Origin of the sequence: Anabaena sp. UHCC 0187 (assembly GCF_009712035.1) — a bacterium.
Taxonomy (GTDB): domain Bacteria; phylum Cyanobacteriota; class Cyanobacteriia; order Cyanobacteriales; family Nostocaceae; genus Dolichospermum.
The window spans coordinates 146,949-162,321 of record NZ_VILB01000004.1 but is presented as its reverse complement, the minus strand read 5'-3'; the positions used below and the strand labels follow the sequence as shown (position 1 = coordinate 162,321).

12 protein-coding genes and 1 tRNA gene are annotated in these 15,373 nt (G+C 39.0%); 4 read left to right on the top strand and 9 right to left on the bottom strand.

The window, feature by feature from the left end; genetic code table 11:
* Nucleotides 1-19: 19 nt before the first annotated feature.
* The 5 genes from FJR11_RS04460 to FJR11_RS04440 all read right to left on the bottom strand — a co-directional run bounded on the left by FJR11_RS04460 (nucleotide 20) and on the right by FJR11_RS04440 (nucleotide 6,550).
* Nucleotides 20-1,417 carry a hypothetical protein gene (locus FJR11_RS04460; RefSeq protein ID WP_168502512.1) on the bottom strand — a complete coding sequence of 466 codons (1,398 nt, stop codon included), beginning with the start codon at nucleotides 1,415-1,417 and terminating at the stop codon, nucleotides 20-22.
* Between the two features lie 181 nt (nucleotides 1,418-1,598).
* The gene (locus tag FJR11_RS04455) at nucleotides 1,599-3,098 is read right to left on the bottom strand and encodes an Ig-like domain-containing protein (RefSeq protein ID WP_168502511.1); all 1,500 of its coding nucleotides are present in this window, start codon (nucleotides 3,096-3,098) and stop codon (nucleotides 1,599-1,601) included.
* Between the two features lie 57 nt (nucleotides 3,099-3,155).
* Nucleotides 3,156-3,929, bottom strand: a complete 774-nt coding sequence (locus FJR11_RS04450; RefSeq protein WP_168502510.1) for a TIGR03943 family protein — start codon at nucleotides 3,927-3,929, stop codon at nucleotides 3,156-3,158.
* A 267-nt stretch (nucleotides 3,930-4,196) separates the two neighbouring features.
* Nucleotides 4,197-5,249, bottom strand: a complete 1,053-nt coding sequence (locus FJR11_RS04445; RefSeq protein WP_168502509.1) for a permease — start codon at nucleotides 5,247-5,249, stop codon at nucleotides 4,197-4,199.
* Nucleotides 5,250-5,581: 332 nt separating this feature from the next.
* Nucleotides 5,582-6,550 (bottom strand): DUF362 domain-containing protein, encoded by a 969-nt coding sequence (locus FJR11_RS04440; protein ID WP_168502508.1) that lies wholly within the window; start codon nucleotides 6,548-6,550, stop codon nucleotides 5,582-5,584.
* A 130-nt stretch (nucleotides 6,551-6,680) separates the two neighbouring features.
* Between FJR11_RS04440 and FJR11_RS04435 the strand changes: the two genes are divergently transcribed.
* Nucleotides 6,681-6,968 (top strand): hypothetical protein, encoded by a 288-nt coding sequence (locus FJR11_RS04435; RefSeq protein WP_168502507.1) that lies wholly within the window; start codon nucleotides 6,681-6,683, stop codon nucleotides 6,966-6,968.
* A gap of 2 nt (nucleotides 6,969-6,970) precedes the next feature.
* Nucleotides 6,971-7,384 (top strand): type II toxin-antitoxin system VapC family toxin, encoded by a 414-nt coding sequence (locus tag FJR11_RS04430; RefSeq protein WP_168502506.1) that lies wholly within the window; start codon nucleotides 6,971-6,973, stop codon nucleotides 7,382-7,384.
* Between the two features lie 79 nt (nucleotides 7,385-7,463).
* Here FJR11_RS04430 and FJR11_RS04425 read toward each other — a convergent pair whose 3' ends face one another.
* The 4 genes from FJR11_RS04425 to FJR11_RS04410 form a co-directional block, all read right to left on the bottom strand.
* Nucleotides 7,464-9,260: a diguanylate cyclase domain-containing protein gene (locus FJR11_RS04425; RefSeq protein ID WP_168502505.1), complete on the bottom strand. Its 1,797-nt coding sequence runs from the start codon at nucleotides 9,258-9,260 to the stop codon at nucleotides 7,464-7,466.
* A 135-nt stretch (nucleotides 9,261-9,395) separates the two neighbouring features.
* The gene (locus FJR11_RS04420) at nucleotides 9,396-10,376 is read right to left on the bottom strand and encodes an ABC transporter substrate-binding protein (RefSeq protein ID WP_174762912.1); all 981 of its coding nucleotides are present in this window, start codon (nucleotides 10,374-10,376) and stop codon (nucleotides 9,396-9,398) included.
* Nucleotides 10,377-10,519: 143 nt separating this feature from the next.
* Nucleotides 10,520-11,926, bottom strand: a complete 1,407-nt coding sequence (locus FJR11_RS04415; protein WP_168502504.1) for an aspartate ammonia-lyase — start codon at nucleotides 11,924-11,926, stop codon at nucleotides 10,520-10,522.
* A 160-nt stretch (nucleotides 11,927-12,086) separates the two neighbouring features.
* A complete protein-coding gene (locus FJR11_RS04410; RefSeq protein WP_168502503.1) occupies nucleotides 12,087-13,277 on the bottom strand; it encodes an SLC45 family MFS transporter in 1,191 nt (396 codons plus the stop codon).
* A gap of 441 nt (nucleotides 13,278-13,718) precedes the next feature.
* On the opposite strand from FJR11_RS04410, the gene FJR11_RS04405 reads away from it, so the two are divergent.
* Together FJR11_RS04405 and FJR11_RS04400 are read left to right on the top strand one after the other, a co-directional pair.
* Nucleotides 13,719-15,116 carry a GAF domain-containing sensor histidine kinase gene (locus FJR11_RS04405; protein WP_168502502.1) on the top strand — a complete coding sequence of 466 codons (1,398 nt, stop codon included), beginning with the start codon at nucleotides 13,719-13,721 and terminating at the stop codon, nucleotides 15,114-15,116.
* A 50-nt stretch (nucleotides 15,117-15,166) separates the two neighbouring features.
* Nucleotides 15,167-15,238 (top strand) — tRNA-Lys (locus FJR11_RS04400).
* Nucleotides 15,239-15,373: the final 135 nt, after the last annotated feature.

The following is a 15,373-nucleotide window of genomic DNA, read 5'->3' as shown; positions in this document are numbered from 1 at the left end:
TTCAGTATTTCAGTAAACCCTACTTATTTTTAGGTTTAAAATTCGGCAGTTCTACAGATGCTAAAGATTTACGTCCCTTGGGTGGTCGTTGTGGGTAAATTAAAGGTGAAGGTGATTTATGGACAGAGATATTATCATCCAATGACTCAGATAAACTATCATTAGTTGGTAAATTTGACTCTACATTAGGTGAAATATCCAACCAATAATCTTCTATTTCCACCGTAGTTATCTGATGATTTAGAGAAGTAGAAATGATGGGTAATTTTTCTATTGTTGATAGGGACAAATTTTCTTTGTCAACATCATCAACAATAGCATAGGGATCAATTTCTATCGGCAAATCCTGTTTAATTATTATTTCTGGTTGTTCATAATTTTCAGAAGTAGATACTAAAGTTTCTACAACAGATATATCAGCTTGATGAATATTTACCTCGGTTTCTGTGTCCTGGGTCGTGTCTGAGGTAGATGGTGTCGCAAAAAACTTATGAATTATGCCTTCTAGTTGCTGGTCTAGGGGTAATAGTTCAGAAGTAGCTGTAGTTGATTGAATTGGCAATTCATGAACTTCTATCGGTGGGGAGATTGATGGTTCTTGATAATGGGTATAGTTATCAGCAGTTGGTGCTGTTGGTTGCACCCAAGAATCAGGCACAGATTCATTCAGAGAATCTGCAACTCCAGACCAGGGTCGAATCGGTTGGGCGTTGGGAAATAAAGACCGGGCTTTTCTAGAAAATCTCGTTTGTTTGTGAATGACATCATGGGGATGATGGATATGATCCTCTAAATTTTCATGACTAGGAATCGGTGTATCTAGACATTTTTCTAGAGCCGATTTAAATTGCATAGTCTGCCGTTGTTGACGCATTAGTCTAGTCCGCAACTCACGACAAGTATTTTCGGAGTGTAATAGCTGCTGAGACTCTTGACTGTAGTTAGTTTGTAGCTGGGAACATTCTCTTTCTAAATGCGCTAAACGTTGTTGGCTAATTTGCAAATTAGCCTTATAAGTTTCAATACAGATTTCTTGGTGCTGAACGGTTTGTACAGATGTTTCTAACTGTTGATATAATGACTGAATTTGTTCTTGAGCAGCGGAAAGTTCTTGATTTTGTTGGTTAAACATGGACTCTGTAACGCTAGAGCGTGTTTTCTGCCACTGCAAAATTTTTTCTGCCTCAGCTAATTCGGTTTTTAATTGACCTAATTGAGCATATAGATCATTATTAGCTGTACTTAATTCTGTATTTAACTTCAGTAGTTGCTGAAATTCTAAATTGACCTGTCCTTGTTGATCAATGTCAGGTTCTGCAATCCAGTCCTGTTGGTTAATGTCTTCCGATTTTTCCATAACTACGGTTTCATATTGATGATCTGTAGCTGGCTGATAGCGTAGCGCGGCGTTAGCCATAAAAGAGGTGAATTTGTCACGGTCATATTGTCAATATCCAGGAATCACAAGTAAGTAACCGTTATCACTTATTTACATTTTGATATTTTATCAAGAAATAATACAGGTGTCAGGACTATTAGGCATTGGGAATTGGGAATTGGAAAAAATCATCTTCCTCTACACCCCCAGACCCCTGCACTTAAGGTAGCCATTGGGGATGAAACCCAACTAAAGGCAATTGTTCTGGTTTAATCTCAGTATTTGTATGATCAGCGATAGGTAGCAAGGGCATCAACCAGAGACTACTACTAGCAATTGGTTCACCGTCATCAGTTTTTAAGGTGTTGGCGGGTAATTGTGTGGTGTTATTACTAATGGGGACTACTTGGTCAAACAAGAAACCTAAACCGTCGGGGGCTAAACTGGTTTGCACATTGCGTTGAGCGGGGGGTAAGAGTAATAGTGGTTTTTGTACTCCTGTTTTTAAGTCAATGGATACCAAGTAAGGCTGTTCTATGTATTGTTCTTTAGAAATCAATTGTGTCACTAAGCAGTAAAGGCTAGGGGACGCGGGGTCAAATTGACAGCTAAGAATTGAGCCTGTTGTTTTTAATAGTTGTTTTTGTATGCCTTGATTGGTGACTAAAAACAAATCTCTTGTATAGTCAGTGTTAAATTTGACCATAGCTGCCTGGGAACCGTCTTTGGAGAAAGCTTGGACTAAACCAAATTGGGGGAGAAAATCCAGAGGTTTGCTGCTATCAGCTTCTAGGGAAACAATTGCTGTTCCCTGTCCTTGGGAAACTGCTACGGCTTTGCTATCGGGTGTAATTAAAAAATCTCCACCTGGTTGCCCTTGTAACTTTTTTGGGGTGGATTTCTCACCAGAAATGTCATTGCTAGTAGATAAATGCCATAGGGCAAAATCACCGGGATTATCCCGTTTACCTCTTTGAATAACAATTGTTTTGCCGTCGGCTGAAAGGTCAAATTTGAGGTTTTGATATTCTTTATTATCTAAAATCAAGTCAACTTTACCTGCTGCTTCTGTTTCTTTGTCAACTTGACTCTTGATACCCGTGGTGACTGTATAAATTTGGGCGGAAAGAAGGTCAGGATTTTTAGAAGAACGAGCAGAAAAGGCAATTTTTTCACCATTGGGGAATGGCTCAAAGTCCATCACAATTAAGTCTTTGGGAGTAAGAACTTTTTTTTGTTCTTGGGTTAAATTATAAAGTACCAATTGCCCTTGGATTTCTGGATCAGCACCAATGTAAAGGATGACGCGATTGCGGGTGGTGAAGCTACCCGTAAAAGGCTGCATAACCCGGTTTTGTCCTTCGGCTTGGGAGTATTTATCTCGACCTTTTTCTAATTTGACTTGGTAATTTGTTCCGTAGGGGGCTGGTGTGAGTAGTGTATACACCATTCTTCGCCCTGCCCAACTGGGTTTACCGGCTAAAGGTGGATCTATTTTTAAATTTTCTTGGACGCTTTTAAAGTCCATTGGCCGACTGAAGGTGAGGGAGAAGGATAGATCATCTGCTCCGATTTGTTGCTGTTCCCAGGTAAAGGTGCGAACAATGGGTTTAACGGCATCACCATTCCAGATGATTAACCCAATTAACACACTCAGGAGGAGTATGACGGCGATCGCCATGCGATCTAATGGTTGAATAAGTTTATAGGATTTGTTCATCTAACAATTTTAGATTTGGGATTTTAGATTAGGGAACAACTGACAACTGACCACTGACTAATAACTGTAAGGATTTTGCGGTTGAGGAATTTTTTTCAGGGAGTTAGCTTTGATAGTGAGTTGGCGTTTCTCTCCGACAGTTTGTGTTGTCATTTGTCCTTCTATTTCTAACCATATATCCGGGGGGTACTGTTGACGTGATCCAGGTATTTGGACTGATAATCCCACCGGATAGGCATCTGCGGCACAACAACTGAGGACAAATCGGGCTAAGAAGATATAGTCTTCACCCATCGTCGGGGGATGAATCACAAATCCTTGGACTTTTACTTTTTGTCCTGTGTATGCGTCTGGTTCAGGATAGACATTGAGTGTCCGCACCCAGTCTACGAGCGATCGCTCTTCTGGACGAACTGTAGCCCGAAATGCTTGGGGTTGGGCGCGACTAGCTCCAAGTGATTCTGTGACACCCCGATCTAGTGCTGTTTGACTGGCAAAGACACGGGGTGTAATAGTTAATCCTAAAATTGCAGTGGTCAATAGTAGAAAACTACCCCAGCCAGGTGGAAATAAACTAATATGTGGAGCATTAGGTATTTGGGGACGGCGACGGTGTTTCCACAGTTGTAATCCTTTAAAGAAACCGATAATTAATAAAGCTATGCCAGCCACGATTACTAACCAAAAGTAATCAGGGTGAATCAACAAGTAAAGTTTACCTGTCAACCAGTATTTCAGCATTAAAATACCCCAAGCGGTAATGGCTACCACATCTAACCAAGGGATGAATTTATTTGGGGTTTTAGTTTGGGAGTTAGGAATTAAGGTCATTTATTGATCACAGGTGATAGGTGATGGGAAACAGATGAGTAATTTCATAAAATTGCTCTTTCCCAATCTCCAGTTACTATATTCTCACTTTCCTAGGATTTAAAGCCTATACCTCACACCCCACATTCCAGTAAAAAAGCAGAAGATAGGATTGTAGGGGTGCAAGCACCCAGAATTATGGCTGTAGGTGGCATCAGTCCTATACCGTGCTGCACCCACGATCACAAGCAAGAAGAAAATTTTCCTAAAAATGGAATTGAATCGAGATTAGATTACGTGCAAATTGAGAAATAGGGTGAATAAAAGCGTCAACTGTCCAGCTAAGACAAAGAGATAAATGATGGCTTTCGGTTTAAAGATTGATAACATCAAACCAATGCCTTTGATATCAATCATCGGTCCAAATACTAAAAATGCTAGTAATGACCCACTGGTAAAGGTGGAAGCAAAGGATAGGGCAAAGAAGGCATCAACTGTAGAGCATATTGATACAACTGCCGCTAATACTAGCATGGCTAAAATTGAGGTAATTGGACCTGCACCAAGACTAAGAATCAAGTCACGGGGGGCTAAAACTTGTGTGGCGGCGGCTATTGCGCTGCCTACTACCATGACTCCGCCTAATTCCCGCAATTCTTGGACGATATTATCTAATAGGGAACGGAGTTTTTCTGGCAAGGGTTTACTGAAGTTAGGAATTGCAGCAGCTTCACCGTAATTATCATCTATGCGTTTTGATCCTCCTGTTGTTCCTCCAAGAATATACGTCCCTGATTGCAATAAACTAGGCGTATTGATTTGAGGTTGTAATTGAGACTGTCTTCCCCCGCGTTTTGTTTTCGGTTGGGCAGGTGGGTTAAATTTGAGATAACGAGTGATCGCTGGCTGGAGGAAAGGACCTAAATCTGATTGAAAACTGAAGATAAAACCAATAATAGTCGCAATGGCTAGGGAAAATACCACTCTTAACACTACTATTTCTGGTTGATCTCTAAATGCAGTCCAAGTTGACCAAATCACAATGGGGTTAATTGTCGGCGCTGCTAATAAAAAGCCAATTGCTACTGGTGTAGGTACTCCCTGCATCAATAGCCGTCTAGCCACAGGCACATTACCGCACTCACAAACTGGAAACAAAAAGCCGATCATACTGCCAAATAAAGCCCCTAATAGGGGATTTCTGGGCATTTTCTCCACCAATTTACTTTCATCGACAAATAGTAGTAACAGACTGGATAAAAATACACCCAGCAGCAAAAATGGCATCGCCTCCACTAGTAGACTGAGAAATATTGTAAAACCATTGTTCAGTTGATTCATGGGCGTTGTATTCAACAGCAGTTCTGAGTTTTAGGGTTTTGTTTTGTCATCTTATGCGATCGCTCATCCTAGAGTAACCTTATGGGGATCATTAATTAAACTGCTAAAATTAAACCTTGTTATCGTGAAGAAATTATAGCAACCCTCAACAATTTCTGAGAAAATTGCTTTCTTGTCGTTTTCAGCCGATAAATTTAAACAAACCGTATAACCTAAAATAAGTCTAATTTTTGTGGGGTGGGCATCCCTGCCCGCCCTCAATTGTATTAAATTCAAATGATAATCGCTGTAACAGGGTATTTACACCCTGTCTAAACTTTAGATCACAAGTCTTATCTAGTATAAGCGCTCATGGGTTCTTTAATGAATCGGATGTAAAGATGCCTAAAAGTAGATTTAATCACACGGGGCATGGCAAAATCTATGGGCATTAACTTTTCGGGTAATTGCCAATCAGCAATTTGTAGTAAATCGGGTGATAAATTCGGGAAGTGAATATCACTTAATTCTGGACATATTCCCAATCTTTGGGAAGCGGCAACGGTGGGAACTTGTTCCGGTGCAACTTGGAGAACTTCTAACATTGCCCGATCTAAAGCAAATACATTAGTTGATGCTGCTAAAATTTCTAAATTCCGAGGTTCTCCCCCACTTGGTCCATTACCTTCATGACCAATAATTCCATCTAAAATTGTTAAAGTTGGATTAATTGCCCTAGCAGTTTCTACTAACATTTCTCCGAATTTATTAGCATCTTTGCCAGCTTCCATGTGCCACCAAGCTTTCATTTTTCCCGGAACACAACCAAAGAGATTTTTAACCCCTAAAGTTAAAGTTAATTGCATATGAGATTTAACTTTGGGGAGGTTAATAATCACGTCTGCTTCCATAGCTTCTTTAGATAAAAGCAGGTGATTAAAATTGTCGTTGACGGTTTGATAACGTTTGCCGTGAAATTCCACAAGTGGTAATTTTAGTTCTTCTAAAATTGGTAATAAACCATTCGCTATGGCCACACCTTTGGCACTACCAAAAGCGGGGCTATCTCCTAAAAATGGGTTGCCACCAACGGCAATTACCATTTCGGCAACTGCACGAACTAATTCTGGACGAGTGGTACATTCTTTCGTCGGACGAGAACCTGTAAGCAGGTTGGGTTTGAGTAGTACCCGGTTTCCTGGTTTAACAAAAGCAGCCATGCCCCCTAAAGGTTCTAGCAGTGTTTCCAAGGATTCTTTTAAAGCGTCTTGTTCGTAGGATTTAGCCCGAATCAGACTAACAGATGATTTTTGTGTTTGCATGGGGAATAATTGCGTTATTATATAACAATATAAACGAGATTTATGTAGGAATAGGGCAACCAAGCAGAAATTAATGCCAATATCCCTGAGAACAGACAAAAGCTAATCCTCTAGAAGGATGACATAAAATATGGATTCTGTAAATCTCACCCACCAACAATTATCCCAAGCTATTAATGAACTTCCACTGGCAGCACTGCCTGAATTAGCTGATTTTATTGAAGACTTACGTTTTAAACTAAATTTAACTTCTGCGGCTATTAATAATGAACAAAAAGAGAGTAATTTTTTATTAAGTATTTCTGGGATAGGAGAGTCTAGTGAACTCTATTTATCAGACAAAGATGCAGAAAATCTAGCACCTGAAATTGAGCCAGCTAGAGGGATTAAGGAATTTAATCATGAGGTAAATGAATAATCATGACCGCTATTTTAGATATAAGTTTCTTAGTGTCCACCATTGATATTAAGGACGAAAATTATGGACGTGTCCTTGATATTATAGTTAATTTAAAGGAAGTATTAGTTTTACCAACAACAGTTTTACCTGAAGTTTGTCATTTGCTTACTTCTCGGTTAGGATATCCTACAACAAAACAGGTTTTAAGTGAATTAGTTAATAGTAATGTCATTATTGAAGGGATTAATAAAACTGATTTAAAAAGGGTGACGGAGATTTTAAGCCAATATGCTGATAGTGAGTTGGATTTTGTAGATGCAACTATTGTTGCTATTGCGGAAAGGATGAATATTCCTAAGATTTTAACTTTAGATAAACATATTTTTAGTATTATTAATCCACAACACTGTGCTGCTTTTGAGATATTTCCTTAATATAAGAATACAAGTAAGAGAAATAAACAATATAAACGAGTTTTATCTGAGAAATCTTTTTACCCCCAATTCTTACTTTTCAAACATCCTCTAATGAGCAACAATAGCGATCGCGCCCCTTGTTTTTGGCATTGTACAGTGCTTTATCGGCTGAAGCGATAAGTGTATCTGGCTTGATGTCGCCAGTGGGGATGACAGAAGTAATACCTAAACTAAGTGTAACGATATCCTTGACATCAGACTTTGCATGGGGAATGGCCTGATCGTGAATTGCTTGTTGAATACTTTGTGCTACTTTAATCGCCCCTGCTAAGTCAGTATTGGGGAGGAGTACCGCAAATTCTTCTCCTCCGTAACGTGCGGCCAGATCAGCAGGACGATTAACTATCTTTTGCACTGTTTGCGCTATCCTAACTAGGCAATCATCGCCGCCAAGATGACCATAATAGTCGTTGTAAAGTTTGAATTTATCAACGTCAAATAAAATTAGTGACAGGGGTTGTTGTTCTCTTGCAAGGCGTTTCCATTCTGCTTGCAGTCGTCCATCAAAGCAACGACGGTTAGCCACCTCAGTTAAACCATCTAAATTTACCAATTTTTCTAGTTTCTGATTTGTATCTTCTACTTTTTCTTTAGCAATTACTAACTCTGCGGTTCTCTCCTGTACCCGTTGTTCCAAAGTTTCCAAAGATATTTGTAACTCACGGGCCATGTTGTTAAAGGACTTTGCCAGTTGACCTATTTCGTCCTTTGAATTAATTTTGGCGCGGATCTCTAAGTTACCTATTGTAAAATGATAAACTATATTGGTCAGGTAAATTATTGGCTTTGTTAGCAATTGCCCAATAGTAAAAGCGATGATTGTCACTACGGAAGCGATAATTGCAAAGAGAAATATTGCATCATGGATTTGCTTTTTTACAGGTGCTAGGGCAATACTAATCGGCTGTGCGAACAACACAGACCAAGGCTTATATTTTAAATGAGTAATCGCAATCAAATTATCCTGATTACCTGTTCCTGAGAAAGATGCAATTAAATATGATTGTTTATTATCCAATGCTTGCTTAAGTTTAAACTCATTAGTTGCCAATTCTTTAACAGGAGAATTAGGCAAACGTTCTTCTTGTTGCAGTTGAGTTAAAACATCGGCAGGCAAAGGCACAATTGATTTAAAAAGTAGTTCTGGTGCAGTGCTATGTGCCAGATAAATATTATTTTCATCTAAAAGAATAGCAAAAGATTTTGCCCCAGCCCGTTCAGTTTGTCGAGTTACTAACTGCTGAACAACAGTCGCATTGTATGAAACACGCAATACACCCAATATATCTCCCTTGGCATTACGAACCGGACTGCTAAAAAAAATGGTAACAAGGTCAGGAATTTTTGGTGATAGCTTCATGTCAGAAACAAAAGAGAACCCAGTTTGCAGTGGTTTTTTAAAGTAATCTTGACCAGATTCATCTTTGCCAACGTTCGGTGTATATGTATCCAATACATTTTTCCCGTTTAAGTCGAGCAAAGCATAAGAGAGAACATTGAGCATATCTTTGCGACTGAGACGGATTAATGTTTCTGTCGCCAATTGCATTTCGGGGCTGTCATCTCGCTGTTTTGGAGTGAGGCTGAGATAGCGTGCCAAACCTGGTAAAATCGCCTCTACGCGCACGGAATTGAGATTTCCATCAATAAAAGCATCTATTCTGTTAGCAGTTTCCTTAGCCGCCGCAGATAGGGCTTGTCGGGCGTTGTCAGTTAGTGCCTTTTCTGTAGTCTGTTTGTTGATAAATGTCAATAACAGTAACGGAATCAAAGCAACAATCAGAAACGAGACGATCAACTTTGTCCGGATGCTATCCAAAAGAGAATGCTGCATGGCTGTAAGGGACTTCCAAATAAAAAAACACTCAACCACCTAACGTAAAAAATCTCTCAAACCCTCATTTCTCTGCGTTCTCTGCGCCTCTGCGGTTAGTTAATCCGGATAATTTATTTCTTGGAAGTCCCTAAACTAGGAGGAAGAGTTCAAGAAGGAAGAATTGAACAAACTTTCTAACTGAGGAATACGCGTTACATTTCCAGAGCGAATAAAAAAGTCTGTATATGTCTTGGCAATTTTGTAAATAGAATTAGGGTTGCTAGATTGAAAGAATTTTTGATTGTCACCTAAATCAGTGAGGGTTACTCCCTCCAGAGAGATTGTATTGCTAGGAATTTTTAAGACTTTGCTGATGATTGCGTTTCCTTCCTGAACATTTGCTTTCCAGTAGTTTACTGCTTGTAGCCATCCTCGCACAAATGCCCGAACATCTTCGGGGCGACCGCGGATGATCTCACCACGAAAGACAATCATATCTAAAATTAAGCCAGGGGTTTGTTTGCTGGTAAATAGGATATGTCCCCCTGATTTGAGAGCTTCAGAAAGATAGGGTTCCCAAGTGTGTCCAGCTTGAATAGTATTATTTTTCAGACGTTGAGGAATTTCTGAAGCCTCTGATTTAACTAAGTTCACATCATCGCTGGTTAAGTTGGCAGTTTTCAACATTTCAGTCCCAAAAACTTCGCTAAAACCACCTAGATTTGCACCCAGCTTTTCTCCTTTTAAGTCAGCAACGGTTTTAATTTGTGATTGGGCGACTACTACATCTGCACCTGTTGATTCATCTACAACCATCACGCCTTGTATATCTGGATTTGTGGCGCTCAAGATGATAAAACTTCCCAAGGAAGATATAACACCATCATATTTACCCGCATTGAAATTTGCTGCTTCTAATCGGGTATATCGTTTATAAATTACTTCCACATCTACCCCTTGGGCTTTGAAGAATCCTTTTTCTTGAGCAATAATGCTTGGATACTCGCCAACAAAATATCCAAATGGTATTTTCAAGGGAGGGCGTTTTACTGCTGTCGGTGTCCAAGCATGACAAGCAAATAGCAAACAGGCACTAATGAAACAAATACTGAGGTATTTGAGGAGTTTCAACATAGAATATTTGATATTTTTTCAGAGGATGTTTTAAAAGTGGGAAAGGGGATAAATATGAATTAATTTTCGTGGGGATGATTGCCTCTAAACCATAATCATTAAACATATTTTTTAGGGTTTAGCAATGCTAAACCCCGCCAATTTTATAAAGGCACAATCGCGCTCATTTGGTCTAAATCTAAGACTGTTGCTAATTCTGCTTCTGTCATTAAACCTTTTTCGAGAACTATTTGCCGCAGAGATTTTCCTGTTTCTAAAGATTCTTTAGCCACAGCCGCAGCGTTAAGATAACCAATGTGGGGATTTAAGGCGGTGACTAATGCTAAACTGCCTTCTGCATAGGCTAAACATCTTTCTTTATTGGCAGTAATTCCTTGAATACAGCTTGTAGTTAAAGCCGAAATTGTATTACCTAAAATTTCGATACTGTGAATTAAATTATAGGCAATCAGGGGCATCATCACATTTAATTCTAATTGTCCGGCTTGGGCAGCAAAAGCGATCGCATTATCATATCCCATTACCTGAAAACATACCATTGATGTCATCTCTGCCATCACAGGATTATATTTTCCGGGCATAATTGAAGAACCAGGTTGCACAGGTGGAAGTTGAATTTCCTTAAATCCGGTTTTGGGACCTGAATCCATTAATCGCAAATCGTGGGATATTTTCACCAAATCCTGGGCTAAATTTCGCAACGCCCCAGAAACATTCACAAAAGCCCCCATACTTTGCATAGCAGCCATTAAATGAGGTGCAGGTTCTAGGGGAAATTCCAATAATTGTGACAGGATATCCACGACTCTTTGCCGATATTCTGGGTGAGTATTCATACCTGTTCCCGCAGCACTACCACCTAAACCCAATACCATTAAATCTCCAGAAGCAATATAAAGACGGTTTTGGTGTTCTGACAGGATTTGCGCCCAAGCACCGAAATTATCACCTAATCGCACGGGTACAGCATCTTGGAGGTGGGTTCTCCCCGATTTGACGATATCTTGAAATTCTGTGGCTTTGGCTTCTAAGGCGGAAATTGCCTGTTCTAAAGCTGGTTGCAAGGTGCGAGAAAGTGCCAATAATCCACCAATGCGAATGGCTGTAGGAATGACATCGTTGGTAGACTGTCCGTAGTTTACATGATCGTTGGGGCTAAGGAGTTTATAATTACCTTTTTGATCACCAATAATTTCTAAAGCGCGATTTGCCAGAACTTCGTTAATATTCATGTGGTGTGAAGTTCCCGCACCGGCTTGATAAACATCAACGACAAACTGATCTCGTAATTCACCTGCGAGGATTTCATCAGTGGCTTGAATAATGGCTTTGCTAATATCTGCGGGAATACAATCTAATTCTCCGTTGACAATAGCGGTGGCTTTTTTAATATATAAACAAGCATCTATATAAGTGGGTAAAGGTTTAATGCCGCTAATGGGAAAGTTTTCAATTGCTCTTTGAGTTTGAATACCATAATATACGTTATTGGCAATTTGGCGATCGCCCATTGAGTCTTTTTCAATGCGAAAATTTGTTTTGTTAGTCATATAGCACTCCTATTTTATTTGTGTAAGCTGTTACGGAATCTGTAAGCAAACGGGATTTTTTTTTAACGTTCGCGCAGCGTGGCGTTAGCCATACCGCAGAGGCACAGAGGGCGCGGAGGTGGAGAAGAAGGAGATGTATGCCTACGGCACTTTTGCGCGCTCACTTTTTGTTTAGGATCGCTATATATTTTTCACTTACTATAATACACATACTGGCCAGTAAAAAGGCGAATACGCTGCTTATTCCAGTGACTACAGATGTGATTCCTGGTGGAAATACAAAGCCAAATAGACTCATGGCTAGAGAAAATCCGCTAAAATACATCCCAATTCCTAATCCTGCCCATTTCTGAGGGATTAATTCTAAAGTAAATGGAATTGCCCCATTGAGAATTAAGCTAAATCCGGCTAATGTCAATAATATTATTAGGAAATGTGCGCCTATATTTAACATCAATATAATTGATAAAATGGTTGTACAAATACCTGCTAACATGGCTTGACGATTACCAATTTTTACAGCCAAAAACCCCGCAGGTAAGGCAGCAAAAGCTAAGGTTACGCCAATTCCTAGCATAATTGTACTAATATCATTTGTCTGGAGTTGGGTTTTGAGGATTTTGCCTATAGTATCCATGAGTAATCGAGAACCCCAAGCTATACTAAAACCTGTTAATAAAATTAAGCCTAATTTGCCAATTGGAATTTTTGGTATTTCTACATTTTCTGGATTTGCTGGTGTTTCGGGAGGGTTGAAAAACCGCAATGTAAAGGTTGCACCTAAAAGTACGAAGGAAGCGATAGAAAAAGCAAAAATAGGACCTAAACTTAAAATAAATGTATTGGCAATCCCCCGAAAAGCCCCAATTATTCCCCCTGCTAAAGTTAGAAAACTCGCTGCTAATGGTAATTCTTTGGGAATAGCATATCTTCCTAATAAGGAAATTGCAGGAGAACGAAATACTGTCATTGCTAATGCCCAAGCTATCAAAACTAAGGGTAAAATTCCCTTGATTACTTCCGTTGGGGGAATGAAGGTAACAATGCAAGGTATGGCAATAAATAAACTTGATGCTAAAATTACACCTGCGGAAATAAAGGGAAAACGACTTCCTACCCAGCGAATAGCTTGATCTGAAAGTCCCCCCATGAGTGGTTCTAATACCACAGCCAAGGCATTTTCTACGACTAATAAACCAACTGCTAAGGATGCAGGAAATCCAAATTGAGTTAAAAGTTGGGGTAAGTACACATTATAAACCAACCAAGTCAGGGTAATTGCCCCTTGTAACCCGGCTAAAACCAAAACTTGCACCCATAAAATACTGGGTTGAGATTTTGAGATATTCATAATTAAATGGGTAATATTTCCTTAAATTACAGCAAATTCAAGGTAAATGAACTACAAAATTTTGATCACAAAATGGCTGATACTACGCTATCAAGGATAAAAAATTAGGATTAATTTTTCACAGCATAGTAGAATGGTGCTATAGGATTAGCTGTAACTTAACGTACCTGTTCACAAACCGTCACAAGGCTTGTTATCGGTAATACACAATATTTGGTATGCTCACTCATACTAATCTCGTTTTCCAGTTAGGGAATAGGTAATAGGCAGATGGGAAGATCCGTAACAAGTAATATAACGGATTGCAGGTAAATGAAGTAGAAGATTCAAACCAAAAATCAAGAGGTTTTGAATTCTGACTCCTGACTCCTACTGTATATTTTTTCCCATTACCTCTTCCCCAATCACCAATTATCCATTACCTCTTTCTTTAACTGCTGCATGAATCTAAATCAACTAAAATCCATCCCAGAATGGACTCAATTACCATCTCCACCGATATTTTGTTCAGAAGTATCTATGCAATTGGATATGGCTACAGAAGAAGCAAAACTACAACAGCAGATACAATATTTACAAATTCAATTAGAGTTAGAAAGACAGGAATACACTCATCAGTTAGAGCAGATTCAAAAATTTCAATCTTTACTACAATATATAACTGAACAAATTCGGGATGGTCTAGATGATCGAAAATTATTAACAATTATTACTCAAAAATTAGTTGATTTATTACAACTTAACCGTTGTCAAATTGAACTTTATCATCCCTGCTTAACTTCTGTTACAGTTACTTATGAGTATACTTCTAGTTTACCCCATTGTCAAGGATTAACTAGAGAAATTGCTGATTTTCCGCAAATTTATCAGTCGCTATTACAAAGAAAAATCTGGCAATCTGTGGAAATTATGCCGGGATATCATGCTAGTTTACAGCTTGTGAATCAATTAGCTTGTCCAATTTTTTATCATCAAGGAGTTTTGGGTAATATTTGGCTAATTAGGCAGACAGAAGCAAAATTTGGAGAATTAGAAATATCCTTTTTACAGCAAGTAGCTAATAAATGTGCAATCGCAATTGGTCAATCTCAACTGCACGCAAAAACCAAAGCCCAGCTTCAGGAAATAGCCAAACAAGAACGGCATAAAAACGAATTTATTAAACATCTTGCTCAAGAATTACGCACACCAATTACGAATATTAGTCTTGCGGCTCAAACTTTAGAAAGTCTGATGACACCAGGAGAAATTTTAGATCCAAAAATAGTATCTCAGCTATTACAAATTCTCCATCATGAATGTGGACGAGAAAACAAATTACTTAAGGATCTTCTCACCTTTGCATATCTCAAAAACCATCCTGAACCACCGATTTTAATTACTATTAATTTTCTAACTTGGTTGTCTCCCATTGTGGAATCTTTTCGAGATGTTACCAGTTGTCAGCAACAACTGTTACACCTGGATATGCCAACAGAAATTCCCCCTGTATCTACAGATATCACTGATTTAGAGAAAATTATCACTCTACTACTCAACCAAGCTTGTCAATGCACTGCTCCAGGTAAATCAATTACAGTTACCGCTGATTTGAATGCAGACACGGTAGAATTAAAAGTGAGTATTTCTGGTGTGGAGATTCCTCAGCATGAACTATCACAAGTTTTTCAGCCATTCTACCGCATCCCTAAACATTCCTCTTGGCAAGCACAGAACACCGGCTTAGAGTTGATATTGGTAAAAACAATGGTGCAGCGTTTAGATGGATTAATTTATGTCACAAGTGCTAACAGTCAAACCACTTTTATCATGCAATTTCCGCTGTTGCCAGTTTTTTAGCTGCAACACTAGCGCCAAATTCAAAAGTCTGATATTATGGCTTTATCAGCGGGTGAGTAGCTCAACGGTAGAGCAGTTGACTCTTAATCAATTGGTTGCGGGTTCGATTCCCTCCTCACCCATTAGCTTTTAGGCTTTTTAGTATTTGGCTTTGCCTAATTCTTGCCTAAAATCAGGGAATACCCCAGGCATTTATTTAATATTTTGTTTTTTTTATCAGTGATAAAAGTTACGTGTTTGGCTGTATCTTGTCACAA

Excerpts from the sequence above, each read along its gene's own strand:
- FJR11_RS04460 (WP_168502512.1), bottom strand. The coding sequence starts at position 1,417 with ATGGCTAACGCCGCGCTACGCTATCAGCCAGCTACAGATCATCAATAT.
- FJR11_RS04455 (WP_168502511.1), bottom strand. The coding sequence starts at position 3,098 with ATGAACAAATCCTATAAACTTATTCAACCATTAGATCGCATGGCGATC.
- FJR11_RS04450 (WP_168502510.1), bottom strand. The coding sequence starts at position 3,929 with ATGACCTTAATTCCTAACTCCCAAACTAAAACCCCAAATAAATTCATC.
- FJR11_RS04445 (WP_168502509.1), bottom strand. The coding sequence starts at position 5,249 with ATGAATCAACTGAACAATGGTTTTACAATATTTCTCAGTCTACTAGTG.
- FJR11_RS04440 (WP_168502508.1), bottom strand. The coding sequence starts at position 6,550 with ATGCAAACACAAAAATCATCTGTTAGTCTGATTCGGGCTAAATCCTAC.
- FJR11_RS04435 (WP_168502507.1), top strand. The coding sequence starts at position 6,681 with ATGGATTCTGTAAATCTCACCCACCAACAATTATCCCAAGCTATTAAT.
- FJR11_RS04430 (WP_168502506.1), top strand. The coding sequence starts at position 6,971 with ATGACCGCTATTTTAGATATAAGTTTCTTAGTGTCCACCATTGATATT.
- FJR11_RS04425 (WP_168502505.1), bottom strand. The coding sequence starts at position 9,260 with ATGCAGCATTCTCTTTTGGATAGCATCCGGACAAAGTTGATCGTCTCG.
- FJR11_RS04420 (WP_174762912.1), bottom strand. The coding sequence starts at position 10,376 with ATGTTGAAACTCCTCAAATACCTCAGTATTTGTTTCATTAGTGCCTGT.
- FJR11_RS04415 (WP_168502504.1), bottom strand. The coding sequence starts at position 11,926 with ATGACTAACAAAACAAATTTTCGCATTGAAAAAGACTCAATGGGCGAT.
- FJR11_RS04410 (WP_168502503.1), bottom strand. The coding sequence starts at position 13,277 with ATGAATATCTCAAAATCTCAACCCAGTATTTTATGGGTGCAAGTTTTG.
- FJR11_RS04405 (WP_168502502.1), top strand. The coding sequence starts at position 13,719 with ATGAATCTAAATCAACTAAAATCCATCCCAGAATGGACTCAATTACCA.